The sequence below is a fragment of the Paraburkholderia sp. genome (assembly GCF_036488795.1).
Taxonomy (GTDB): domain Bacteria; phylum Pseudomonadota; class Gammaproteobacteria; order Burkholderiales; family Burkholderiaceae; genus Paraburkholderia.
Genome location: NZ_DASXHA010000066.1, coordinates 1 through 26,107, shown reverse-complemented (window position 1 = coordinate 26,107; position 26,107 = coordinate 1). Strand labels below are relative to the sequence as shown.

At 63.0% G+C, this 26,107-nt stretch carries 20 protein-coding genes and 1 pseudogene; 16 read left to right on the top strand and 5 right to left on the bottom strand.

Annotated features, from left to right (window positions below; all coding sequences use genetic code 11):
• The 5 genes from VGH41_RS09045 to dut form a co-directional block, all read left to right on the top strand.
• Positions 1-1,953 (top strand): isoleucine--tRNA ligase (locus VGH41_RS09045; protein ID WP_331597045.1); only part of this gene is annotated, 1,953 nt, incomplete at its 5' end.
• On the top strand, positions 1,953-2,456 hold the full coding sequence (gene lspA, locus VGH41_RS09040) for a signal peptidase II (RefSeq protein ID WP_331597044.1): 504 nt from the start codon (positions 1,953-1,955) through the stop codon (positions 2,454-2,456). The genes VGH41_RS09045 and lspA, both read left to right, overlap by 1 nt.
• A gap of 99 nt (positions 2,457-2,555) precedes the next feature.
• Entirely contained in the window at positions 2,556-3,770 is a 1,215-nt protein-coding gene (coaBC, locus tag VGH41_RS09035; protein ID WP_331597042.1) for a bifunctional phosphopantothenoylcysteine decarboxylase/phosphopantothenate--cysteine ligase CoaBC, read from the top strand.
• A 48-nt stretch (positions 3,771-3,818) separates the two neighbouring features.
• Entirely contained in the window at positions 3,819-4,820 is a 1,002-nt protein-coding gene (locus tag VGH41_RS09030; RefSeq protein WP_331597041.1) for an LLM class flavin-dependent oxidoreductase, read from the top strand.
• A 41-nt stretch (positions 4,821-4,861) separates the two neighbouring features.
• Complete coding sequence (gene dut, locus VGH41_RS09025; protein ID WP_331597040.1) at positions 4,862-5,308, top strand: dUTP diphosphatase; 447 nt, start codon at positions 4,862-4,864, stop codon at positions 5,306-5,308.
• 126 nt (positions 5,309-5,434) lie between these two features.
• Here dut and clpA read toward each other — a convergent pair whose 3' ends face one another.
• Complete coding sequence (clpA, locus tag VGH41_RS09020; RefSeq protein WP_331597039.1) at positions 5,435-7,732, bottom strand: ATP-dependent Clp protease ATP-binding subunit ClpA; 2,298 nt, start codon at positions 7,730-7,732, stop codon at positions 5,435-5,437.
• On the bottom strand, positions 7,729-8,043 hold the full coding sequence (gene clpS, locus VGH41_RS09015) for an ATP-dependent Clp protease adapter ClpS (protein WP_006050100.1): 315 nt from the start codon (positions 8,041-8,043) through the stop codon (positions 7,729-7,731). Before clpS ends, clpA begins: the two co-directional genes overlap by 4 nt.
• A 591-nt stretch (positions 8,044-8,634) precedes the next feature.
• Here clpS and cspD point away from each other — a divergent pair.
• Entirely contained in the window at positions 8,635-8,841 is a 207-nt protein-coding gene (gene cspD, locus VGH41_RS09010; RefSeq protein ID WP_017776809.1) for a cold shock domain-containing protein CspD, read from the top strand.
• A 72-nt stretch (positions 8,842-8,913) separates the two neighbouring features.
• On the opposite strand, the gene VGH41_RS09005 is transcribed toward cspD, so the two are convergent.
• The 3 genes from VGH41_RS09005 to icd all read right to left on the bottom strand — a co-directional run bounded on the left by VGH41_RS09005 (position 8,914) and on the right by icd (position 13,640).
• Positions 8,914-10,599, bottom strand: coding sequence for a multicopper oxidase family protein (locus tag VGH41_RS09005; protein ID WP_331597036.1), 1,686 nt, complete (start codon positions 10,597-10,599; stop codon positions 8,914-8,916).
• A gap of 644 nt (positions 10,600-11,243) precedes the next feature.
• Complete coding sequence (locus VGH41_RS09000; protein ID WP_331597035.1) at positions 11,244-12,038, bottom strand: hypothetical protein; 795 nt, start codon at positions 12,036-12,038, stop codon at positions 11,244-11,246.
• Between the two features lie 345 nt (positions 12,039-12,383).
• Positions 12,384-13,640, bottom strand: a complete 1,257-nt coding sequence (icd, locus tag VGH41_RS08995; RefSeq protein WP_331597034.1) for an NADP-dependent isocitrate dehydrogenase — start codon at positions 13,638-13,640, stop codon at positions 12,384-12,386.
• Positions 13,641-13,978: 338 nt separating this feature from the next.
• On the opposite strand from icd, the gene VGH41_RS08990 reads away from it, so the two are divergent.
• The 10 genes and pseudogenes from VGH41_RS08990 to VGH41_RS08945 form a co-directional block, all read left to right on the top strand.
• Positions 13,979-14,545, top strand: a complete 567-nt coding sequence (locus tag VGH41_RS08990) for a pseudouridine synthase (RefSeq protein ID WP_331597033.1) — start codon at positions 13,979-13,981, stop codon at positions 14,543-14,545.
• A 385-nt stretch (positions 14,546-14,930) separates the two neighbouring features.
• Positions 14,931-15,125, top strand: coding sequence for a hypothetical protein (locus VGH41_RS08985; protein WP_331597032.1), 195 nt, complete (start codon positions 14,931-14,933; stop codon positions 15,123-15,125).
• 146 nt (positions 15,126-15,271) lie between these two features.
• Positions 15,272-15,778 (top strand): DUF192 domain-containing protein, encoded by a 507-nt coding sequence (locus VGH41_RS08980; RefSeq protein ID WP_331597031.1) that lies wholly within the window; start codon positions 15,272-15,274, stop codon positions 15,776-15,778.
• Between the two features lie 358 nt (positions 15,779-16,136).
• Positions 16,137-18,242: an elongation factor G gene (gene fusA / locus VGH41_RS08975; RefSeq protein ID WP_331597030.1), complete on the top strand. Its 2,106-nt coding sequence runs from the start codon at positions 16,137-16,139 to the stop codon at positions 18,240-18,242.
• Between the two features lie 188 nt (positions 18,243-18,430).
• Complete coding sequence (locus tag VGH41_RS08970) at positions 18,431-18,946, top strand: cupin domain-containing protein (RefSeq protein WP_331597029.1); 516 nt, start codon at positions 18,431-18,433, stop codon at positions 18,944-18,946.
• 300 nt (positions 18,947-19,246) lie between these two features.
• Positions 19,247-20,911 carry an ABC transporter substrate-binding protein gene (locus VGH41_RS08965; protein ID WP_331597027.1) on the top strand — a complete coding sequence of 555 codons (1,665 nt, stop codon included), beginning with the start codon at positions 19,247-19,249 and terminating at the stop codon, positions 20,909-20,911.
• 52 nt (positions 20,912-20,963) lie between these two features.
• Entirely contained in the window at positions 20,964-21,974 is a 1,011-nt protein-coding gene (locus VGH41_RS08960; protein WP_331597026.1) for an ABC transporter permease, read from the top strand.
• Positions 21,971-22,834 (top strand): ABC transporter permease, encoded by an 864-nt coding sequence (locus tag VGH41_RS08955; protein WP_331597025.1) that lies wholly within the window; start codon positions 21,971-21,973, stop codon positions 22,832-22,834. The genes VGH41_RS08960 and VGH41_RS08955 overlap by 4 nt, the downstream gene beginning before the upstream one ends.
• Positions 22,831-24,954, top strand: a complete 2,124-nt coding sequence (locus VGH41_RS08950) for an ABC transporter ATP-binding protein (protein ID WP_331597024.1) — start codon at positions 22,831-22,833, stop codon at positions 24,952-24,954. The genes VGH41_RS08955 and VGH41_RS08950 overlap by 4 nt, the downstream gene beginning before the upstream one ends.
• 497 nt (positions 24,955-25,451) lie before the next feature.
• A pseudogene (locus tag VGH41_RS08945) lies at positions 25,452-26,107 on the top strand (hypothetical protein); the annotation flags it as partial.

Sequence of the window (26,107 nt, the reverse complement as noted above, 5' to 3'; positions counted from 1 at the left end):
AACGTGGTCGCCACCGCGCCGGGCGCGAAGCTCGCCAATCTGCGCTTTCATCACCCGCTGACGTCCGCGCATCCGGGCTACAAGCGCACGGCGCCGGTCTATCTCGGCGACTACGTGACGACCGAAACCGGCACGGGTATCGTCCACTCGTCGCCCGCTTATGGCGTGGAAGACTTCGTGTCGTGCAAGGCGCACGGCATGGCTGATTCGGACATCATCAATCCGGTGATGGGCGATGGCCGTTACATCGAATCGCTCGCGCTGTTCGGCGGTCTGTCCATCTGGGCCGCGAATCCGAAGATCGTCGAGGCGCTGCAAAACGCCGGCACGCTGCTGCGCACCGAGAAGTACACGCACAGCTACATGCACTGCTGGCGCCACAAGTCGCCGATCATCTACCGCGCCACCTCGCAATGGTTCGCCGGCATGGACGTGAAGCCGAACGACACGGACAGGACGCTGCGCGAAACCGCGCTCGAAGGGATCGAAAACACGGCGTTTTATCCGTCGTGGGGTAAGCAGCGTCTGTTCAGCATGATCGCCAACCGCCCCGACTGGACACTGTCGCGTCAGCGTCAATGGGGCGTGCCGATGGCCTTCTTCGTGCACAAGGAAACCGGCGAGCTGCATCCGCGCACGCTGGAGTTGCTCGAAGCAGTCGCGCAACGCGTCGAGAAAGCCGGTATCGAAGCATGGCAGTCGCTCGATCCGCGCGAACTGCTCGGCGACGACGCCAATATGTACGAAAAGAACCGCGACACGCTCGACGTGTGGTTCGATTCGGGCACCACGCACTGGCACGTCCTGCGTGGCTCGCACAAGGACGAACTGCAGTTTCCGGCGGATCTCTATCTGGAAGGCTCGGACCAGCACCGCGGCTGGTTCCACTCGTCGCTGTTGACGGCGTCGATGCTGGACGGCCGGCCGCCGTACAACGCGCTCTTGACGCACGGCTTCACCGTGGACGGCGAAGGCCGCAAGATGAGCAAGTCGCTCGGCAACGGTATCGATCCGCACGAAGTGGCCAACCGGCTGGGCGCGGAAATCATCCGTCTATGGATTGCCTCGACCGACTACTCGGGCGAACTGGCGATCTCCGAGGAAATCCTGAAGCGCGTGACGGAAGGCTACCGCCGCATCCGTAACACCCTGCGCTTTCTGCTGGCGAACCTGTCGGACTTCGACTTCGAAAAGAACGCGCGCCCGGTGGAAGACTGGCTCGAAATGGACCGCTACGCAGTGGCGCTGTCGGCCAATCTGCAGACGGACATCCTCGCGCACTACGACAGGTACGAGTTCCACCCGGTGGTCGCCAAGCTGCAGACGTTCTGCTCGGAAGATCTGGGCGGCTTCTACCTCGACGTGCTGAAGGATCGCCTGTACACCACCGCGCCGGATTCCGTGGCGCGCCGCGCCGCGCAGACCGCGCTGTATCACATCGCTCACGGCCTGCTGCGCATCATGGCGCCGTTCCTGTCGTTCACCGCGGAAGAAGCGTGGAAGGTGTTCCAGCCGAACCGCGAAACCATCTTCACCGAGACGTATCACGTGTATCCGGAAGTGTCGGACGCCGCCGCGCTGCTCGACAAGTGGACGCTGCTGCGCGAAGTACGCGGCAACGTCACCAAGGCGCTGGAAGAAGCGCGCGTGGCAAACCTGATCGGCTCGTCGCTGCAGGCGGAAGTCGAAATCCGCGCGAGCGGCGCGCGTCACGATGCACTCGCCAGCCTCGGCGCGGACCTGAAGTTCGTGCTGATCACGTCGGCGGCGACGGTCGTGAAGGTCGACAGCGAAGCGGACGAAGGCGTCGAAGTCAACGCATCGAAGTATCTGAAGTGCGAACGGTGCTGGCACTACCGTGCGGACGTCGGTGAAAACGCCGAACATCCGACGCTGTGCGGCCGGTGCTTCAGCAACCTGTTCGGAAGCGGCGAAACGAGGAGCGCGGCATAATGGCAAGAACCCTGTCGAAACCCGCCAGCAGCGGTTCGCTGGCGCCGTGGTTGGGCGTGGCATTGATCGTCATCCTGTTCGATCAGTTGACGAAGATCGCAGTGCAGAAGGTGTTTGCGTACGGCGTGCCGCATATGGTCGCGCCGTTCTTCAACCTCATCCTCGTGTACAACCGCGGCGCCGCGTTCAGCTTCCTCGCCATGGCGGGCGGCTGGCAGCGCTGGGCCTTCACGGGTCTCGGCGTGGTCGCGGCGCTGGTGATCTGCTATCTGCTCAAGCGCCACGGCGCGCAGAAGCTGTTCTGCACCGCGCTCGCGCTGATTCTGGGCGGCGCGCTCGGTAACGTGATCGACCGGCTGGCGTATGGCCATGTGATCGACTTCCTCGATTTCCACGTGGGCACGTGGCACTGGCCGGCGTTCAACCTAGCGGACAGCGCGATCACGATCGGCGCGATCCTGCTCGTGCTCGACGAGTTGCGGCGCGTGCGCGGCTCGCGCTAAAGCCGCAAGGTTCGGGGCCGCGGCGCCTCGGCGTACTGTGCCTCAGGCAGTGCGCCGAGGAGTGTTTAACCGGCCATCATGCATCGTCGGAGGCTTTCGTTGGCAACCGCAGAACTCGCAGGAAAACATCTCGTCCTCGGCCTGACCGGCGGGATTGCCTGCTACAAGATCGCCGAACTCACGCGCCTGCTGACCAAGGCAGGCGCCACCGTGCAGGTCGTCATGACCGAAGCGGCCACCCAGTTCATCACTCCCGTCACCATGCAGGCGTTGTCCGGCCGGCCGGTCTACACGAGCCAGTGGGACGCGCGCGTGCCGAACAACATGGCGCACATCGATCTGTCGCGTGAAGCCGACGCCATCGTGATTGCGCCGGCCTCCACCGATTTCCTCGCCCGACTCGCGCACGGCATGGCCGACGACCTGCTCTCGACGCTATGCGTCGCGCGCGACTGCCCGCTGCTCGTGGTGCCGGCCATGAATCGTCAGATGTGGCAAAACCCGGCCACGCAACGCAACGTCACGCAACTGCGCGCGGACGGTGTCGAGGTGCTCGGCCCGGACTCCGGCCCCCAGGCGTGCGGCGAGATTGGCGACGGCCGCATGCTCGAGGCCGCGGCCACGTATGAGGCGATTGCCTCGTTCTTCCAGCCGAAGATCCTTGCCGGCCGCCGCGTGTTGCTGACCGCCGGTCCGACCTTCGAACCGCTCGATCCGGTGCGCGGCATCACCAACCGTTCGAGCGGCAAGATGGGCTTCGCGCTGGCACGCGCAGCGCAGCAGGCGGGCGCGGACGTGCATCTGGTCGCCGGCCCGGTCGCGCTGGACACGCCGTGGGGCGTATTCCGCGAAGACGTGCAGACGGCGCAGCAAATGCACGACGCCGTGATGCGCGCCGTGCCTGATTACGACATCTTCATTGGCGTGGCCGCCGTCGCCGACTGGCGCGTCGACCACGTCAGCGAACAGAAAATCAAAAAGACCGCCGGGCGCGCATTGCCCACCTTTAGCTTCGTGGAAAATCCGGACATTCTCGCGTCGGTGGCGAAGCTGCCGCACCCGCCGTTCTGTGTCGGCTTTGCGGCGGAGAGCGGCGACCTCGAGGTCCACGGCGAAGAAAAGCGGGTGCGCAAGAACGTGCCGTTGCTGATCGGCAATCTCGGTCCGCTGACCTTCGGCCTCGACGACAACGAAGTCGTCCTGTTCGAAGCAAGCGGCGCGACGAAACTGCCGCGCGCCGACAAGCAGGCGCTCGCCGGCGCGCTGATTGCCGAGATCGCGAAGCGCCTGCCCGACACGAGCCTGATCCGGTAACCACACGGTCCTCTTTCCGGAACCCGAGTCAACTGGAGCTGTACTGACATGACGCTACTTTCCGTGCTCGATCAAACGCCCGTGATCGACGGGCACTCGGTGGCGGACGCGATCGCCGCCACCGTTGAACTCGCGCAACTCGCCGACGACCTCGGCTACACACGCTATTGGTGCGCCGAGCATCACGGGTTGCGTGGCGTGTCGAACCCGTGTCCCGAAGTGATGCTCGCGCGCCTTGGCAGCGTGACGAAGCGCATCCGCATCGGCTCAGGCGGGGTCATGCTGCCGTACTACAGCCCGTTCAAGGTCGCCGAGCAATTCATGATGCTCGAAGCGCTGTTTCCGAACCGCGTCGACCTGGGCGTCGGGCGCGCCCCGGGTGGCGACATGCGCACCGCGCAGGCCGTCGCGGCGGGCACCTACAACCGCGGCGACATTTTTCCGCAGCAGGTAGCCGACCTGGTCGGACTGATGAGCGGCAAGCTGCCGCCGGATCACATCGCATCCGGCGTACTGCTGCAGCCGCAAGTCGAGACGCGCCCGCAGCTGTGGGTGCTCGGTTCGAGCGAATTTGGCGGCTTGCTGGCGGCGCAACTCGGCATCCGCTTTGCGTTCGCGCATTTCATCAACGCGCATTTCGGCCACCAGGTCGCGCATGCGTATCGCGACCGCTTCAAGGCGGGCAACGAAGCAAAGCCGTACCTTGCGGCCGCGGTGTTCGTGATCTGTGCGGACACGGAGCAGGAAGCGGTAGATCTGGAAAAAGCCGTCGACCTGCGCCGCGTGCAGATGGCCTACGGTCTCAATGAGCCGATCCCCACCGTCGAGCAGGGCATCGCGCAGGAGTACGGCGACCGCGAGCGACTGGTGATCGATCGTGAGAAGCCGCGCAGCATCGTCGGCACACCTGAGCGTGTGACGGAGCGCATGCTGGCGTTGCAGGAACAATTCGAGGCCGACGAACTGGTAGTGCTGACCGTGGCGGGCAGTTATCGCGCACGGCTGCGCTCGTACGAACTGCTGGCCGATGCATTCCAGCTCGGACACTGACGAAACGCTGACTTTCTACCCTACCCACTCATTCGAACTGCATGAAACTTGACCTGAAGATTCTCGACGCGCGCATGCGCGACCAACTCCCGGCCTACGCCACCACGGGCAGCGCGGGTCTCGATCTGCGCGCATGCCTCGACGAACCGCTGATGCTGCAGCCTGGCGAAACGGCCCTGGTGCCGACGGGTCTCGCGATCCACGTGGGCGACCCCGGTTATGCGGCGCTGATCTTGCCGCGTTCGGGTCTCGGGCATAAGCACGGCATCGTGCTCGGTAATCTGGTGGGATTGATCGATTCGGATTATCAAGGCCAACTGATGATCTCGACGTGGAACCGTGGACAAACCGCCTTCACGCTGAATCCGATGGAACGGCTCGCGCAACTCGTGATCGTGCCGGTCGTGCAGGCCGAGTTCAACATCGTCGACGATTTCGAAGAAAGCGCGCGCGGCGCCGGTGGTTTCGGCAGCACGGGTAAGCACTAGGCTGAGGCTTACCTCTAACGCGGACGAATTCCACCTGGAATATTCAAGACGCAAAAAAAACGGCGCGGACCCTAAGGTTCGCGCCGTTTTGTTTTGATGCTTCGGCTAGACGATGATGCCCAGCGCTTACTCGACTTCCACGGCTTCCGGGTTCGGATTACGCGGTGCCGCCTGCTCGTCGAATGTGAGCTGCACCTTGTCTTCCGCATCCACGTCGACCGTCACGCGGCCGCCGCTCATCAGCTTGCCGAACAGCAATTCGTCGGCCAGTGCACGACGGATCGTGTCCTGGATCAGACGCTGCATCGGACGTGCGCCCATCAGCGGATCGAAACCGTGCTTCGCGAGGTGCTTACGCAGCGCGTCGGTGAAGAGCGCGTCGACCTTCTTCTCATGCAGCTGATCTTCCAGTTGCATCAGGAACTTGTCGACCACACGCATGATGATCTCTTCATCCAGCGAGCGGAAGCTGATGGTCGCGTCCAGACGGTTACGGAATTCCGGCGTGAACATGCGCTTGATATCGACCATTTCGTCGCCGGTTTCGCGGCGAGTCGTGAAGCCGATAACCGATTTGCCCATTGCCTCGGCGCCCGCGTTGGTCGTCATGATGATGATGACGTTGCGGAAATCGGCCTTGCGCCCGTTGTTATCCGTCAGCGTGCCGTGGTCCATGACCTGCAGCAGCACGTTGTAGATGTCCGGATGCGCTTTTTCGATTTCGTCGAGCAGCAGCACGCAATGCGGCTTCTTCGTCACGGCTTCCGTCAGCAGACCGCCCTGATCGAAACCGACATAGCCCGGCGGCGCGCCAATCAACCGGCTGACCGCGTGACGCTCCATGTATTCCGACATGTCGAAGCGAATCAGTTCGATGCCCAGCGTGAACGCCAGTTGCTTCGCCACTTCGGTCTTGCCGACACCGGTCGGGCCGGAGAACAGGAACGCACCGATCGGCTTGTCCAGCTTGCCGAGGCCCGCGCGCGCCATCTTGATCGCAGCCGACAGCGCGTCGATGGCCGGGTCTTGCCCGAACACCACGCTCTTCAGATCGCGATCCAATGTCTGCAGCTTGCTGCGGTCGTCTTGCGATACGCTCTGCGCCGGCACACGCGCGATCTTCGAGATGATTTCCTCGATCTCGCCCTTGCCGATGGTCTTCTTCTGCTTCGACTTCGGCAGGATGCGCTGCGCCGCGCCGGCTTCGTCGATCACGTCAATCGCCTTGTCCGGCAAATGACGATCCGTGATGAAGCGTGCCGACAGTTCAGCCGCCGCCGACAGCGCACCCGACGAGTACTTCACGCCATGGTGCTCTTCGAAACGCGACTTCAGGCCGCGCAGGATGGCGACCGTCTGCTCGACAGTCGGCTCCGTCACGTCGACCTTCTGGAAACGGCGTGACAATGCCGCGTCCTTTTCGAAGATGCCGCGATATTCCGTGAACGTGGTCGCGCCGATGCACTTCAGCGTGCCCGACGACAACGCCGGCTTCAGCAGATTCGACGCGTCCAGCGTACCGCCCGATGCGGCGCCCGCGCCGATCAGCGTATGAATTTCGTCGATGAACAGAATGGCGTGCGGACGTTCCTTCAGTTCCTTGAGGACCGTCTTCAGGCGCTGTTCGAAATCGCCGCGGTATTTGGTACCGGCCAGCAACGCACCCATATCCAGCGAATACACCTGCGCGTCCGCCAGGATGTCCGGCACTTCACCGCGCGTAATGCGCCAGGCGAGCCCTTCAGCGATGGCCGTTTTACCGACACCGGCCTCACCGACCAGTAGCGGATTGTTCTTGCGACGGCGGCACAGCACCTGAACCACGCGCTCGACTTCGGATTCGCGCCCGATCAGCGGATCGAGGCGGCCGTCCTTCGCCATCTGGTTCAGGTTCTGCGTGAACTGCGCGAGCGGCGTTTCTTTCTGCGCAGCGGCTTCGTCAGACTCGGCATTGGCGTCGCTCGCCTTGGCGGCGTCGGTGCTGCTGGTCTTGGCGATACCGTGCGAGATGAAGTTCACCACGTCCAGACGCGTCACGCCCTGCTGTTGCAGGTAGTAAACCGCGTGCGAGTCTTTCTCGCCGAAGATTGCAACCAGCACATTCGCGCCGGTCACTTCCTTCTTGCCGTTCGAAGTGGACTGCACATGCATGATGGCACGCTGGATCACGCGCTGGAATCCCAGCGTGGGCTGCGTGTCGACGTCGTCCGTGCCTGGCACGGTCGGCGTGTTGTCATGAATGAAGTTGCGCAGGTTCTGGCGCAGGTCTTCGATGTTGGCCGCGCATGCGCGCAACACCTCTGCTGCCGTCGGATTGTCCAACAGGGCCAGTAAAAGATGTTCGACCGTAATGAACTCGTGCCGCGCCTGACGTGCTTCCATGAACGCCATGTGCAAGCTGACTTCCAGTTCCTGGGCAATCATGCTTCCTCCATCACACACTGCAGCGGATGCCCGGCCTGCCGTGCGTGGGTAACGACTTGCTCGACTTTGGTCGACGCGATGTCCCGCGTATAGACCCCACAAACTCCCCTTCCTTCGCGATGCACCTTCAACATAACCTGTGTTGCGGTTTCACGGTCTTTATTGAAATATTCCTGCACGATCATCACGACAAATTCCATTGGCGTGAAGTCGTCGTTCAGAAGCACCACCTTGTACATGGATGGCGGCTTGAGCTTTTTCTCCTGCCGCTCCAGTACGGTGCCGTCCTGCTTGTCCGGGATAATTGCCATACACCCATTCTAAACAACTCGGACAGGCCCGCAATCCTGTCAAAACCCGGCCGGCTGGCCGGCGATCCTTGTCGCCACGCATGACGGCGCTGCCTGTCACACCTGCGCCCGGTACCGAGCCGTTTGCGGAGCCGGCCCTCCAGATATATCGTTGCGGCCGCTTTCGCAGCACGGTCGGATCGAGTATCGCACAACCTGCCACACGAGGCTGAGTGCGTGTTGCCGCGCAATCTGCCACTTCGCTGCAACTTTGTGACAACAATGCGGCAATCGCGCAGCGAGCTTCTACCCGTAGGACACCATGTGAGTCGATTATGCGACTTTTCAAGACGGGACGCTTGCGCCACCGCACATAAGAAAAGCGGGAAAAACCCTGGAAATGGGATGTTTGCAACGCTACAGTACGCGTCTCAAAATTTTCTTGACACTCGAATAAAGAGCCTCAACAATCAAGCTGGCACTTTTTTCAAGTCAGTAACATATTCGAAAAATTGCCGATGGTGAGCTTATGAGGCGGGAGCGGTTGCAGTGCGCGGCCGTTAAGCTTTTCGAGGGCTCGTGGTGGTGACATGAGTTACAGGGGAAGTAGGTATGGCAACTGGTACGGTCAAATGGTTCAATGACGCGAAAGGTTTCGGATTCATTACGCCCGACGAAGGCGGTGAGGATCTGTTTGCACACTTTTCGGCCATCCAGATGAATGGGTTCAAAACCCTGAAGGAAGGTCAGAAGGTGAGCTTTGAGGTCGTGCAAGGCCCCAAAGGCAAGCAGGCATCGAACATCCAGGCCGCAGCCTGATTCTGTTCGATACCCGTGCCCTGGAAACCCGGCTTCGTGCCGGGTTTCTTCATTTTGGGCGCTCGATCCGCTTTAGACCACTTTGAGCGTGCCCATCATGCCGAGGTCCTCGTGTTCGAGGATGTGGCAATGGAACATCCGCTCACCCGTCTGGCGCTGAAGCGTGGCGATTCGTACCACTTCCCCCGGCTGGACGTTCACCGTATCGCGCCAGGCTCGATACGGCTCCGGCGTGACGCTGCCGCCGCGCACTCGCTCGATCACCTGAAATTGCGTGCCGTGCAGATGGAACGGATGATCCATATCGGTGCGGTTTTCGATCGACCACGTTTCGACGACGTCACGCCGGCTCGTCAACGTGATGCGCTGCGGGTCGAACGTGTTGCCGTTGATCATGAACGACATGCCGGCGGGCATGCCGTGGCCCGTGGATCCGCCTGGGCGGTGCATCGCGGCCATCTCCATGCGCTCCGAAAACACCACGGATTGCTGCGCGGCCGGCGTGCCGAGCGGCTCGATCGTCCGCAAGGTCACCGGAACGGCACGCGCAACCGTGGTGCCGGCCGCCGGCGCGGCAGCGGCCGGCGCGGCGAAGCGCACATCGGCGAGCGGCTGGGCGACCCCCGGCGGCAGACTACCGCCCTCCGACATGGTCATCTTGCGCCGGTCGTAGACCAGAGCGGTGAGCACGGCCCGTGCGGATCCCGTTCGTCCGGATCCGCGCGGCGCCCCGGCAATCGCGGAAACGATCAGCTCAGCGCGCTCGCCAGGCGCCAGCAGCACCTCCGTCAAGGCTGCCCGCGCGTGTTCCAGCAAACCGCCGTCCGTGCCGACTTGAGCAAAACTGTATCCGTCACCCAGCGACAATCTCAAATAGCGGGCATTACACGCATTCCACACGCGCCAACGCTCATCCACCGACACCTCGATAAGCGGACGGCGCGCGCCGTTGACCAGCACGAACTGCCCTTCCCGGCCGTTTATCCAGTCCATCAGGTCGTTCGGCGGGATCGTACCGTCGCTCGCCAGTTTCAGATCGGAGAAGAACAGATGGCGCTCGGGCCAGTCCGCCAGCGGGTCGTCGACAGCGCGCACGATGATCGGCCCCGCGAGGCCGCGAAACACCTGCTCGGCCGACATCATGTGCGGATGCGGGTGATACCAGTAGGTGCCGGCACTGCCGGGCGGCAGCGTGAAGCGATAGACGTGCGACGCCCCCGGCGCCACCGGCTGGGTGGGATTGCCATCCTGATCGGGCGGCACCGGCAAGCCGTGCCAATGGACGGTGGTCGGTTGCGATAGCCGGTTGACGAGGCGAATTTCGAGCATGTCGCCTTCGCGTACATCGATGAGCGGACCGACTACCGGCGCTTGTGGCGCGTCTACGCCGTTCTGGCCGTATTGCCAGAATGTGGTTGGATGACCGGCCATCAGTGCGTGTTGAACCGGTTGCGCGACCAGCGTCGCGCGAAACACGCCCGGCTCCCTGCTTTCGTTGACAAGCGTGCGCAACGTCGCAAGCGGCGCGCCGGACGGCAGCGCATCGAGGGGCGCGAGGGCGGCGGGTGCGCTGCCGTGCGACATCTCCGGCATCTCCGGCATCTCCGGCATCTCCGGCATGCCTTGCATGCCTTTCATGTCACGCATGCCGCTCATGTCGTGCATTGCGCGCTCATTTTGTTGCGCCAGCGCCGCGCGGCCGAATGCCGACGCTACGGCCACGCCCAGCGTACGGGCGAGAAATTCCCTGCGAATCATGGATCGTTTCCTCAGTTGAACGGCGCGGCGGCGCTGATGGCACGCCACGCCTGATCGTTCAAGGCCGCGTGGCGGAAACCGTCACGTGGACCAGTTGGGTTGGCAAGCGCCGGCACGCAAGTGGATGCAGCGGACCAGCGCGTGAACGATCAACCGATGGGCGGCCGTACAGGAGGCGCGTGCGTGACGCCGCCGCGCAACGGCTCGGAGAGAGGAGACGGAAGCGAAGCGTGGAAGGCCCGGGGTTCAAGACGATAAGCGGCCAACAACGCGCCGCAATGAATGCCGCAAGCCGACGGGCAGCCGGGGCAATCGTCATGATTGCCGCCCGCAGGGTGGCCAGTGGCTACGCCCGGGCAATGCGATGCGGCAGCGACCGCGGCATGCGTTGCTTTTGAGTGGTCCGTCTGGGCGACCATCGTCAGCATCATTTGCGTGGGGGGCAATTGCGCCGCGCGCACGTGGGCGGACGCCCCTTGCATAGCGAGGAGCGCAAGCGCCAGCACGATGAGAAGTCGCCGCAAAACAAACATGATTGGATAGGTGTCGGGAATCGCACCGGAAAAACCGGTCCAGGCATCATATCGCACACCGCTGCCATTCCCATCGCATTTGCCGCGGACTAGAGCACCACCCGCGCGCCTTCAGCGATTCTCACGCTGCATTTCCAGACTGCGCGCCAGGTCGCCATGGAACATCGCGATTCCCTGGTGAGAAAAGTTCGACCGCGTATCAATTGCCGGCGTGATGCCGATACTCTGCACCAGCCGGCAGAACGTGTAGTCCTCAGACAGATACGTGCGCGTTTCGGGGTCGATCGTGGTGTCGAAGAACGCGTAGTGGAACAACGCAAGCGCACCGGCGTCGTGTTCATCCCGGTCCTTCAGATGCGTTCGGCAACGCAGTTCCGGGTACCGTTCCATCAGGGCCAGAAAGACCTCGCGCCTGATCAGCATGAAGCCTGTTGGCGCATACAGGGCGTCGAGAAAGCCGTCGGCGTCGGGCACGAGGTTGTCCGCGCGCGCCACCGCCGGATAGGTGGCGTGGCGTGCCTCGAAATCGGCCTTGGTCGTTCCGGCCGGCAAGGCTTCCTGCAAACCGCCGCTCGGCCAACCGTCCGACTTGAGCGGATAGACGCCCGCCGCCACCGGCCGGTTCGCCCGCAGCAGCCGCACCACGTCCTCGCCTTTGAAGCCGATGTCGCCGTCGATCCACATCAGATGGGTGAAGCGGTCGTCCGCGAGAAAATCTGCGACCATCGTATTGCGTGCGCGGGGCACCAGACTGTCCAGACTGTTGAAGTTAGTTCGCAGACCGAACCCATAACGAGCCGACATTGCATACAGGTCCAGCAGGCCGAGCACGTACTCCGTGGCAACTACCGAACCGTAGCTGGGTGTCGCCACAAAAACATTCGCGTTGATGTTTTCTTCAATCATTGTTCTCCCCGGAACGTTCGACCCACGGACCGGAGCGGATGCTTATCTCAAAGGCGATCACACCGGAGCAGTCGGTCAAAGGCAATAATTCATTAGGATACCTTTGTTATGTAGCGGATGCCTAATTTATCAGACGCACCTTCACAATTCTTGACGCATCATCCGCGCGGCGATGGATAGCGCGACTCCGTGTGACGAGCAATACCTATGCGGCGCGAACACGCCCCTCGCAACAGTTCGACGCAGTTGCCGGGTTGCGCCAATATTGCGGCCAATAAAAAACCCCGGCGACAGTCAGTCCACCGGGGTCTGGTACTGCAGGCCGCTGAAGGGCCCGGCTGTCGCCTACATATTCTCAATCATCACTTGCCCAAACCCCGAACACGACACCTGCGTCGCGCCCTCCATCAAGCGCGCGAAGTCGTACGTGACACGCTTTTGCAAGATCGACGCCTCCATCGACTTGATGATGATGTCCGCCGCTTCGAACCAGCCCATATGGCGCAACATCATTTCCGCCGAGAGGATTTCCGAACCCGGATTCACGTAGTCCTTGCCGGCATACTTCGGCGCGGTGCCGTGCGTGGCCTCGAACATCGCCACCGAATCCGACAGATTGGCGCCCGGCGCAATGCCGATCCCACCCACCTGCGCCGCCAGCGCGTCCGAAATGTAGTCGCCGTTCAGGTTCAGTGTGGCGATCACATCGTATTCGGCCGGGCGCAGCAGGATCTGCTGCAAAAACGCATCCGCAATCACGTCCTTGACGATGATGTCGGTGCCCGTCTTCGGGTTCTTGAACTTCATCCACGGACCGCCGTCCACCAGTTCGGCGCCGAATTCTTTTTGCGCCAGCGCATAACCGTAATCACGGAAAGCGCCTTCCGTGAACTTCATGATGTTGCCCTTGTGCACCAGGGTGAGCGAGCGGCGATCGTTGTCGATGGCATATTGCAGCGCCTTGCGCACGAGACGTTCGGTGCCTTCCTTAGACACCGGCTTCACCCCGATCGCCGACGTTTCCGGGAAGCGGATTTTCTTCACGCCCATTTCTTCGCGCAGGAACTTGATGACCTTCTTTGCCTGCTCGGATCCTGCTGCCCATTCGATACCCGCGTAAATGTCTTCCGAGTTCTCGCGGAAGATCACCATATTGGTCTTTTCAGGTTCGCGCACCGGCGACGGCACGCCCTTGAAATACTGCACCGGGCGCAGGCAAACATACAGGTCGAGTTCCTGACGCAACGCCACATTCAGCGAGCGGATGCCGCCACCCACCGGCGTGGTCAGCGGGCCCTTGATGGACACCACGTATTCCTTCACGACTTCGAGCGTCTCTTCCGGCAGCCATACGTCAGGACCGTACACCCTGGTCGCCTTCTCGCCGGCATAGACTTCCATCCAGTGGATTTTCCGCTTGCCCGCGTAGGCTTTTTCCACAGCCGCATCCACCACCTTGATCATCACCGGCGTGATGTCGACACCGGTACCGTCGCCTTCGATGAACGGGATGATGGGCTGGTCGGAAACATTGAGCGAGTAGTCAGCGTTGACAGTAATCTTGTCTCCGCCCGTCGGAACCTTGATGTGCTGATACGGCATGATCGGACTCCAGTGATGGCTGTGCTAGTTGAAGCAGATGGGAACTGCGGAACTGGGCGCTCCGCGTTGCGCGCAATGCCGTACGCCTGCAAGCGGCCGAGCCGCTATTCTAGCCCACGCCGACGCGCAAGCGCGGCCGCCGCAGGGGCGGGTTTTCGACAATACGGGACATTCGCGAAGGCAACTCTTATGTCTTATATAAAACATAAGAATGGATGCCGGCGATTATGCATTATCATCCCGCCATTTGCCACACGAGCTGCCAGCCTTGCTTTCAGCACGCGCCGTAAAGCGTGGCGCGCACAACCTCAATGGCAGGTCTCCGCCGGATTGCCCGCATGCCCCTCCTCGCCCTCAATAAGCCGTTCGGCACCATCTGTCAGTTTTCGCCGCACGAAACGCGCGCCTCGCTCGCCGACTGGGTCAAGGTACCAGGCGTCTATCCGGCCGGACGTCTCGATTCCGATAGCGAAGGGCTGCTGCTCCTCACCGACGACGGCGCGCTGCAGGCGCGCATCGCCGAACCGCGTCACAAACTCGTCAAACGCTATTGGGCGCAAGTCGAGGGCGCGCCGGATCAAGCCGTACTGACGCGGCTCGCGCGCGGCGTCGACCTGGGCGACTACGTCACACGCCCATGTCACGCGCAATTCGTCGAAGCACCTGACAGTCTCTGGCCGCGTAATCCACCCATTCGCTTTCGCGCCGCAATTCCGACCACGTGGATCGAACTGTCGATCACCGAGGGCAAGAACCGTCAGGTGCGGCGCATGACGGCCGCGGTCGGCTTCCCGACCTTGCGGCTCGTGCGCGTGGGGATGGGTGCGCTCGACATTTTTTCGCTTGATCTACAGCCCGGGGCATGGCGGGAGTTGCCGGCACGCGCACCGTGGGACGGCATTTGATGAGCGTCCCATACGCCTCAAAAAACGCTAAGCCGTTGTATCGGCAAGCATTTTCCGCGTGATGAAAATTCAATACGGCGCTTTGCGCGAATCGAATGAAAAGTCAATAAGCGTCAAATAAAGAATCGCGAAAATTTACGTCAACCGCGTTGCAAGCTCACGCGTTATTCGACCCAGATGCCGCCCGAAGCTATCCGGCATTCAGCCTTAAGGGCCTTTGTGCAAGCCGTTTTCGCGGCCAGTGCGGGGAGTCTGAGCGCTAGCAGACGCGTCAAGAAAATTGTTTGATGCGGCTGTCAACCGAAAGGTGGATGGCACGTTTACCGACATGACTCATATATAACCGGGTCATTTGGTTAATTAACTAAAGCTGAGGATTCACAAAATGAACAAACTGATCGCCGCTCTGGTCGCTGGCCTCTTCGCAACGGCAGCATTCGCACAAGCTTCGGCACCGGAAGCAGCTTCGGCAGCTCCGGCAGCAGCTTCGTCGGCAAAGAAGACCACGAAGAAGGCAGCACACAAGAAGTCGCACAAGAAGGCAGCTGCTGCAGCAGCAGCTTCGGGCGCTTCGGAGTAAGTTTGTCGTAAAAACGCAGTCAAGAACTAGCAGCACTTGCCGTTCTTACGGCGTTGAAAGGCAGGTCACCGAAAGGCGATCTGCCTTTTTGTTTTTGACGCGCTCGCGTAACATGCGCGGGTTAATTTCCAGCAAGGAGTCACGCCGTGCGAATTTCCCTGCGCTCGTTGATCGCGCGCTTTGCATTAGCCGTTGCATTGCCTTTGGCCGCTGCCTCGTTCACGCTAGCGCCCGTCCATAACGCGTACGCGCAACAGATGCCGCCGGGTGCGAAGCAGCCTGGCGACTTCCCGCGTGCCAAGCTGACCGTCGGCATGTTCGTGATCGACGCCGCCGTCGCCGCCAACGACCCGGACCGCGAACAAGGCCTGATGTACCGTTCGCAGCTCGCGCCCAACGAAGGCATGCTGTTCGTGTTCAACGAGAACGCGGTGCACTGCTTCTGGATGAAAAACACCTTGATTCCGCTGTCGATCGCCTTCATGCGTGCCGACGGCACGATTACCGACATCGACGAGATGGACGCCGAAACCACCAACAACCACTGCCCGCGCAACAACGGCGTGTACGCGCTCGAAATGAGCAAGAACTGGTTCGAGGCGAAGGGCATCCGACCGGGCATGGTGATGCAGGGTCTGCCTGCCCCGCATTAAACCCGCACGTCAAGCCGGTTCTGACTTTAATGGCCGGCAGGCGTCACACGCCGGCCTGCGCCAGCGATCTGCGCAGACGTGCCACCTGTGCCGTGCGCACAACTTGCCGTACCCGAAAGCCGGTGTCCTCCCAGGTCGCCGGCTTTTTTGCGTCTGTCACCGCCCGTCGGGGCGCTGACGCCGTCACGGGCGGGCACCCTCGGCCGTTCTGGTGGCCGCGCTGGTTCGCCTGGCAAGATTCCTGCAAAAGACCTTACGACGCGCTATCCTAGTAATCTCACTGCAGCACCGAGATCGACCGGACGGCGGCCTCGCCGCCCGGCGCATATCACCGGCGCGCCTAACCAAGGAGGTTCACGTGCCCCGCAAGACTCCCATTGAGCGCTACCGGAATATCGGCATTAGCGCTCACATCGATGCCGGCAAAACCACGACCACCGAACGCATCCTCTTCTACACCGGCGTGACTCACAAGATCGGTGAAGTTCACGACGGTGCGGCGACGATGGACTGGATGGAGCAGGAGCAGGAGCGCGGCATCACGATCACATCGGCTGCCACGACTGCCTTCTGGAAAGGCATGGCCGGCAATTATCCGGAACACCGCATCAACATCATCGACACCCCGGGCCACGTCGACTTCACGATCGAAGTGGAACGCTCGATGCGCGTGCTCGACGGCGCCTGCATGGTGTACGACTCGGTCGGCGGCGTGCAGCCGCAGTCGGAAACCGTGTGGCGTCAGGCGAACAAGTACAAGGTCCCGCGCATTGCGTTCGTCAACAAGATGGACCGCGTCGGCGCAGACTTTTTCCGCGTGCAACGTCAGATCGGCGACCGCCTGAAGGGCGTCGCCGTGCCCATCCAGATTCCAGTCGGTGCGGAAGAGCATTTCCAGGGTGTGGTCGATCTCGTCAAGATGAAGGCCATCTTCTGGGACGAAGAGAACCAGGGGATCAAGTTCGAGTACCGGGACATCCCGCCCGAGCTCGCCGCTACCGCGAAAGAATGGCACGACAAGATGGTCGAAGCCGCCGCTGAAGCGAACGAGGAACTGCTCGACAAATACCTCGGCGGCGAGACGCTGAGCGAGGACGAAATCAAGCTCGGCCTGCGCACGCGCACCATCGCCAACGAAATCGTGCCGATGCTGTGCGGCAGCGCGTTCAAGAACAAGGGCGTGCAGGCAATGCTCGACGCCGTGATCGACTATCTGCCCTCGCCCGTCGACGTGCCGGCCATCACCGGCCATGATGAGCACGACAAGGAAATCGAGCGCCATCCGCGCGACGACGATCCGTTCTCGGCGCTCGCCTTCAAGATCATGACCGACCCGTTCGTCGGCCAGCTGATTTTCTTCCGCGTCTATTCGGGCGTCGTGAATTCGGGCGACACCGTCTACAACGCGGTCAAGGAAAAGAAGGAACGCCTTGGCCGGATCCTGCAGATGCACGCGAACGAGCGCAAGGAAATCAAGGAAGTCTACGCGGGCGACATCGCCGCGGCAGTCGGCCTGAAAGAAGCCACCACCGGCGACACGCTGTGCGATCCGAACCACGTGATCATCCTTGAACGGATGATCTTCCCTGAGCCGGTGATCTCGCAGGCAGTCGAGCCGAAGACCAAGGTCGACCAGGAAAAGATGGGCATCGCGCTCAATCGTCTGGCGCAGGAAGACCCGTCGTTCCGCGTGCAAACGGATGAAGAATCCGGCCAGACCATCATCTCCGGGATGGGCGAGCTGCACCTGGAAATTCTGGTCGACCGAATGAAGCGCGAGTTCGGCGTGGAAGCCACGGTCGGCAAGCCGCAGGTCGCATACCGCGAAACGGTGCGCAACAAGATCGAGGACGTCGAAGGCAAGTTCGTCAAGCAATCGGGCGGCCGTGGCCAGTACGGCCACGCGGTGATCACGCTGGAGCCGGCGCCGCAGGGCAAGGGCTACGAATTCGTCGACGCCATCAAGGGCGGCGTGATTCCTCGCGAGTACATTCCGGCAGTGGACAAGGGCATTCAGGAAACGCTGAAGGCCGGTGTGCTGGCCGGCTACCCGGTGGTCGACGTGAAGGTGACGCTGACCTTCGGTTCGTACCACGACGTGGACTCGAACGAAAACGCGTTCCGCATGGCCGGTTCGATGGCCTTCAAGGACGCCATGCGCAAGGCCAGGCCGGTCCTGCTCGAACCGATGATGGCCGTCGAAGTGGAAACACCCGAAGACTTCATGGGCAACGTGATGGGCGACCTGTCGAGCCGTCGCGGGCTCGTGCAAGGGATGGAAGACATCGCCGGTGGCGGCGGCAAGCTGGTGCGCGCCGAGGTGCCGCTCGCGGAGATGTTCGGTTACTCCACCTCATTGCGCTCGGCCACCCAAGGCCGCGCGACCTACACGATGGAATTCAAGCATTACGCTGAAACGCCGAACAACGTGGCCGAAGCCGTCATCAACGCCAAGCAGAAATAAGCGCTGGAGCGGCTCAGCCAGAGGCTCAAAGCCCGTCCCGCGTGGACGGGCTTTTTTACGCCTGCGCTGCACGCACTGTGCCGTGCGCCGCGCTCCGCGTGCCGCAAGGTCGGCGCGCAACCCGCCGCAGTTCGAACGTGCAAGAATGCCGGATGGCGCCGCGCATATCGTCTACGAGGAGAGGCATCATGAGCCAGCAGCATGAACACCCGCACTATCACGACGCCCAGCCGTCCGCGCCCGTTGACTGGCGCGAGCACGGCGTAAAGGTCATCAAGGGCGATCAGCTCGACAGCAATACCGCGCAGACGCCGGGCATGAACCGGGCGGCCGCGATCAACGCGGCGCGGGTGGGCGCGCAGAAAATCTGGGCCGGCACCGTGACGATTCATCCGAACGCGAAGACCGGCGCGCATCATCATGGCGCGCTCGAAAGCGTGATCTACGTGGTTCGCGGCCAGGCGCGCATGCGCTGGGGCGAGCATCTGGAGTTCACCGCAGAAGCCGGTCCCGGCGACTTCATCTTCGTGCCGCCGTACGTGCCGCATCAGGAGATCAACGCCAGTACCGACGAGCCGCTCGAATGCGTGCTCGTGCGCAGCGACAACGAGGCGGTGGTCGTCAATCTGAACATCGACGCGGTGGAAGCTCCCCAAACCGTGTATTGGGTCGATCCGATCCACAAGCATCCGCACGACCACTGACGCGCGCGCGGTGTGCAGCGCTCACCGGTAAACATGGCGCCCGGGCGGCGCTTTCGCTGCCGACGCACCGGCACGTGCCAAACGGCGCGGGAGCCGTTACGTGCGGCGGTGCGCCGAACGTTGTCAGCACGATACAGGTTGGCCCTTTTATTCCGCTGATGGGCAACCCGCAGCCGGCGCAGACGTTCCGAATCAAAAGCCAATCGCTTACACTGAAACCGCTTCGCGCTATCTCAATACCGTTGTCCAGTCGCGCCCAAGCCGCGCGATACCTAACAGAACGGACTGGAAAAGCCATCGATGAAGACTCCCGTGGATCGACTCCTCGCGTTCGAAACAGCGCGCCGCAGCGCCGATAGCTACGGCAATCACGCGATTGATGAATTCCTCGCCGGCCGCCTGACGCGCCGCGACCTGCTGCGCTATGCCAGCGTGATGGGACTGTCTCTGGCCGGCGGCGGCCTTCTGGCTATGCCGCAAGCGCGTGCCCAGGGCACCCAGGGCGCCGCCAGCGCAACCATCCGCGTGGCCCACCTGACGCCAGCGGGCGCGGTCGACCCGCTCACCGTCACAGATGCCGCGAGCCTCGCCCTGCTCAATCAGACCGGCGAATTCCTGATCGACGACGACGGCGAGCATCTGCTGCTCAAACCCGCGCTCGCCCTGTCGTGGGCGCCGAACGACAAGGGCGACGTCTGGACCTTCAGGCTGCGCCCGAACGTGAAATTCCACGATGGACAGCTGTTTACCGCCCGTGATGTGGTCGCCACGTTCGACCGGCTGGCGGATCCGGCCAGCGGTTCGGCCGCGCTGTCGGTACTCAAAGGTGTTTTGTCGAAAGGCGGCACGAAGCTCGTCGACGATCACACCGTCGCCTTCCATCTCGACGCGCCCAACGGCAACTTCCCGTACTACGTTTCCTCGGACAATTACAACGGCGTGATCCTGCCTGCGAACTACGCGGGCGGTTATGAAAAGAGCTTCATCGGCACCGGGCCGTTCAAGCTTGAAAAGTACACGCCAAAAGTGGGCGCCTCATTCGTGCGCAATCCCGACTATTGGGGCGAAAAAGCGTTACCGCAGCGGGTGCAGTTTTCGTTTTACGCGGACGAGCAGGCCCAGATTCTCGCTTTGCAAGGACGCCAGGCTGACGTGATGGGGACTTTCACCGTGCAAGGCGGCCTCGGCATCATGAACAATCCGGAGTTCAAGCTGATGGGCGTGAAGTCGAGCGCGCATCGGCAGATTCACATGCGCAACGACAGCCCGCAATTCAAGGACAAGCGGGTGCGTCAGGCCATGGCGTTGTCGCTGGACCGCGACGTGATCGTACGCGGGCTGTTTCGCGGCAAGGCGCAGCTCGGCAACGACAGCCCGTTCGCGCCGGTGTTTCCGTCTTCGGATGCGGGCGTGCCGCAACGCAAGATCGATATTGCGAAGGCCAGACAGTTGCTCGCGCAAGCAGGTGTCGCGAACGGTTTCGACGTGACGCTCACCACCGAAAAGTACATGGAGATTCCCGATCTTGCCGTGGTAGTGCAGAACGCGGCGAAGGCGATCGGCGTGCGCATCAATCTGAAAGTGGAAAGCCAGTCGCTCTACTACGGCGCGGGCACGCCGGGCAAATCGGACTGGCTCGATGCGCCGCTCGGCATTACCGATTACGGCCATCGCGGCGTGCCGAACGTGTTCCTGAACGCGCCATTGACAAGCGACGGCACGTGGAATGCCGCACACTTCAAGAATCCTCAGTATGACCAACTGGTGGCGCAGTTCGTCGCCGCCATCGACATCACGTCGCAGCGAAAAATCTCCGGACAGATCCAGACGTTGTTGCTCGACGAGACGCCGGTGATCATCCCGTTCTTCTACGACCAGTTGATCGCCATGCGCTCCGGCGTCAACGGCATGCGTTTTACCGCGCTCGCGCAGCTGTATTTCGATCGCACGACGATCGCCGCGTGAGGCTGGCCGCTTAAGCGACCGCTTCGTCACCGCACTCGCCAACGGCCCAGCCATGTCGACTACGCTCACGCCCACCTCGCCTCGCGTCGCAAACGGCAACGCGGGACGCGTCGTGCGTTTTCTCGCCACCCGTGTCGGACTGTCGCTGATCACCTTGTGGCTGCTGTCGCTGATCGTGTTTGCCGGCGGCCAGTTGTTGCCAGGCGACGTGGGCCGCGCCATTCTCGGCCCCCTCTCCGACGCGCGCGCGGTCGCCGCACTCAATCATCAACTCGGTACGGACCGGCCGCTCTTCACGCAGTACGTCGAATGGATCACGCATTTCGTGCGCGGCGATATGGGGCTGTCGTATGCGTTTCGCGAGCCGGTCAAGCCGTTCATCGCAGACGCGCTCGCGCATTCGGCGAAGCTCGGCCTGCTCGCGTTCGTGGTCGTGGTGCCGCTCGGCATTGCGGGCGGCGTGTGGGCCGCGATGCATGCCGGCCGCTGGCTCGATCGCACCATCAGCATCGTGGGCCTGTCGGCGACAGTCGTGCCGGAGTTCGTGTCCTCCATTACGCTGATCCTCGTGTTCGGCGTGTGGCTGCGCTGGCTGCCCATCGAGGCATCGTATCCGCCGGGCGCCGGGGTGCTCGAACAACTGAGGCATCTGGTTTTGCCGGTGTTGCCGCTCGTACTGGTGTTTTTCGGCTACATCGCGCGCATGGCGCGGGCGGGCACCGTCGAAGCGCTCGACGCCGATTACACGCGCACGGCTATCCTCAAAGGCTTGCCGCCCCACGTCGTGATCTGGCGGCACGTGTTGCGCAATGCGCTGTTGCCCACCATCACCGTGGCGGCGACGCAGCTGGGTTACATGATCGGCGGCCTCGTCGTCGTGGAGACCCTGTTTCACTATCAGGGCATCGGCTCGCTGATCTACAACGCCGCCAAAGCGAAAGACTTTCCGATGCTCGAGGCGGGTGTGCTGACCATCGGCGTCGTGTATACGGTGGCCAATCTCGTCGCGGATGCGCTACACGTGCTGCTCAATCCGCGTCTGCGGGTCGGGAGCGGCGAATGAATACGACAGCCCCGGTCACGCCTGTTGCACGCGAGCCGCGCTTCGAGGAGTGGCGCGTGTTGTTGCGCTCGCCCACGTTCGTGATCGGTGTGCTGATCGTGCTGTGGTGGATCGTGTGTGCGCTTGCAGGACAATGGATCGCGCCGCAAGATCCATATGCATCGGACCCGCTGAACTCGCTGATGCCGCCCGATCACGCGCACTGGTTCGGCACGGATCAGCTCGGCCGCGATGTACTGTCGCGCGTGATCGTCGGCGCCCGCGACATCCTCACGATTGCGCCGCTCGCCACGCTGCTCGGCACGGTGGCGGGCACTGCGCTCGGTCTGGTGGTCGGCTACTTCGACGGCTGGGTCGACGACGTGATCGGCCGCGCGATCGACGCGGTGCTCGCGCTGCCGCTCGTCATTGTCGCGCTCCTCGCGCTGGCCGCGGTGGGCGCATCGAACTTCACGGTGATTCTCGTGATCGGCATCACCTTCACGCCGATCACCGCGCGCACCGTACGCGCCGCCGTGTTCGCCGAACGTCATCTCGACTATGTCGCCGCGGCGCAACTGCGCGGCGAACGCGCGCCGTACATCATGTTCGCGGAGATCCTGCCGAACGTGCTGCCGCCGATCATTGTCGAAGCCACGGTACGCCTCGGCTATGCGATCTTCGCGGTGGCGACGCTGTCGTTTCTCGGCTTCGGTATTCAACCGCCTTCCGCGGACTGGGGCCTCGCGCTCTCCGAGTCGTACACGCTGATGGCAGGCGGGGCATGGTGGACCGTGGTGTTCGACGCGGCGGCCATTGCCACGCTGGTGGTCGGCGTCAATCTGATCGCCGATAGCATCCAGGGTGTGCTCGACCGATGAACGGCGCGCCTCCCGCTTCGTTTCCCGCGTTCGACGTCTCGAAGAGCGAGCGTACCGACGCGCTCACCATCGTCGGCCTCACCGTCACTTACCGGATCCGCGGTCGCGACCGCGAGGTCCTGCAGGACGTGTCGTTGCGTGTACGGCGCGGCGAAGCGTATGGCCTCGTAGGCGAATCCGGTTGCGGCAAGTCGACGGTCGCGATGGCGACGCTGCGCTATCTGCCGCGCAACGGCAAAGTGAAGGCGGGCAAGATCCTGATTGCCGGACAGGACGTGCAGGCGCTCGACGCCGACGCCTTGCGCACGATGCGCGCCAATGCAATTTCGATGGTCTACCAGGACCCGGGCCGTGCGCTGAACCCGTCCATGACGATTGCGCGCCAGGTCGCCGAAGCCTTCGAAGCGGCCGGCGCCTCGCGCAGCGACGCGTTGACGCGCACGCTCGAGATGCTCAAGCGGGTCCGCATCGCCGCGCCCGAGCGGGTCATGGAGAGCTATCCGCATCAGCTCTCCGGCGGCATGCAGCAGCGCGTCGTGATTGCGATGGCGCTGGCATCGAACCCGGCCCTGTTGATCCTCGACGAACCCACCACCGGGCTCGACGCCACCGTCGAAGCGGAAGTGCTGGATCTCGTCGCGCAACTGCGCAAGGAACTCGGCACCGCGGTGCTCTTCATCAGCCACAACCTGGCGGTAATCGGCCGGATGTGCGAGCGCGTCGGCGTGCTCTATGCGGGCAAGCTGGTCGAAGAAGGCGCGACGCAGGATGTATTCGAACGGCCGCGTCATCCGTACACGGTGGGGCTGCTGCGCTGTTTGCCCACGTCCGGGCGCAGCAAGGACCGCGACCGGCTCGATACGATTGCAGGTCAACTGCCCGCGCCCGGCTCCGTGACGCAAGGCTGCATTTACGCCGAACGCTGCCGTCTCGCCGACGATCGCTGCCGCCGCGATGCGCCACCGCCCTATCGTGTCGCTGCCGCACACGGCGATCAGATGTCGCGCTGTCACTATCACGAACGCGCCATGCAACTGCCGCGCGCTGTGGCGGATGCAGTCGCGCCGCGCGCAGAAGAGCGTGCTTCGCGCGATGCGAATCCGCCTGCGCGAGTGCTGCGCGCCGAGCGCGTGTCGAAGACATTCAACGTATCGGGCGCTGCGCTGCGCGCGGTCGACGACGTCTCGCTCGATCTCGCCACCGGCGAGACGCTTGGCCTCGTCGGCGAATCGGGCAGCGGCAAGACGACGCTCGCCAAGCTGATGCTCGGCCTGCTGGCGCCCGATGCGGGCGGCATCCTCGAACTCGACGGCACGCCGCTCGCAGCGCGCGTCACGCGCCGTAACGACAAGCAGGTGAAGTCGCTGCAGATCGTGTTCCAGAATCCGGATTCGGCGCTCAACCGGGCGCATTCGGTGAGGCGGCTGATCGGCCGCGCGCTGTCGCGCCTCGCCGCGTTGCGCGGTGCGGCGCAGGACGAGCGGCTCGCCGCGCTCGCCGCGGCGGTGCGCCTGCCCAGCCGTTATCTGGGCGCGCGTACGCGCCAACTGTCGGGCGGCCTCAAACAGCGCGTCGCGATTGCCCGCGCCTTCGCCGGCGAGCCGCGCGTGGTGGTGTGCGACGAACCGACTTCCGCGCTCGATGTCTCGGTGCAGGCCTCGATCCTGAATCTGCTCGTCGACCTGCAACGCGAGCACGGCGTGAGCTATGTGTTCATTTCTCACGACCTGCACGTGGTGCGCTATATGTCCGACCGCATCGCCGTGCTGTATGCCGGGCGTTTGCTGGAGATCGGTCCTGCGGCTACCGTGTTCGCCGGCCCGCGCCATCCCTACACGGAGGCGCTGCTCTCCTCCGCGCCGACGCTGGGCGCCTCCAACGGCGAGCCACGTGTCCGCCTCTCCGGCGATCTGCCAAGCCCGGCGTCCCCGCCTTCGGGCTGCGTATTCCATACGCGCTGCCCGCGCAAGCTCGGCGCCATCTGCGAAGAACAGGAGCCGCCGTTCGCAGATGCCCGCGCCGCGGACCCGAACGGCGCAGCCGGCGGCACACACCGCATCCGTTGTCACATCCCGATCCATGATCTGCGCCAATTGCAAAACGCGGCGCACGACCAATAGCACGCCACGCCGCGCGTTTCACGTTCGAAACGTTTTCCGTCAATTCGTCAGGGCTGGCAGGCCACACACCACGTCGACACCACATCGGACAAGGCTTTGCGGCCAATGGCATGGTTATCGCTATAGAGGAAGCGGTATCCGGCCCGCGATGAACGATCCAGCCGCGTACGCGCCCTGACACGCTAACGCCTATCCGCAAGGAGCAACGCAGCGGCAGACGGCGCGCACCGTCGGTATCGCGCGCGACAGACGGGCGGCCGACCGCCGTCTGCCACACCGCGCGAGGGAGGGGGATTCAATCACACGGGCCGGGGCCACTGATGATCGGCAGAACGGTGACAGCGTTTTGCGCGCATCGTGTGTGTTACGCAGCGGCACGCGACGTGCAGAGCGACCTCGGGGAGCGATGAGGGCCGCAGCTCGACGGACCCGCCGCGTGCGAGAGTGACCAGAGACGTCGGCAAGCGAGGAGCCGTCGTTTCCTCGGGAGAGCAGTGATGAAAGCAATAACATTAATTCAGTACTACTACGGTACAGCACGGGGTGTCGCGATTCTAACGGCCAGCGTGTGCCTGCTCGCAGCGCAGGGCGCGCACGCCGCATCCACGAATGAGGTGATCCCCAAGTGGGTGATCGTCGCAGACGCGGCATTACCGGCCAGCAGCGGAGCGACTTCGACTGAAGCCGGCCATGTGGCGCCGGCAGTCGCACAGGCTGCCCCGCTCACCTCGACGGCTCCGGACGACGGCGTCGCGACGGGCGCAGCAATCGGAGAAACGACTGCCGCCGACGATGCCGCATCGGTCTTCCAGATCCCCGAATGCCGCGGCATTGAATCGGGCAACTGCGTTCCGCGGATACGCGGCGGCACGGGTGCCGCGAGCGGTGGTGCAAATGCCAGCGGAGGCAGCAGTGGCGCAAGCAACTCCGGTGCTGCCGCAGGCTCAAGCGGCGCAGGCGCCAGTGGCGGCGGTTCTAACGCAAGTGGTAAAGGCGCAGGAAGCAGCAACAGTGGTGGCGGTGGCGGTGGCGGTGGGGGTGGCGGTGGTGGCGGTGGTGGCGGTGGCGGTGGTGGTGGCGGTGGCGGCGGGGCGAAATTGTATATCAGGCTGAGCAGGACGCTACTTGAGCGGAACCTGGTGCTCGCGAGGAT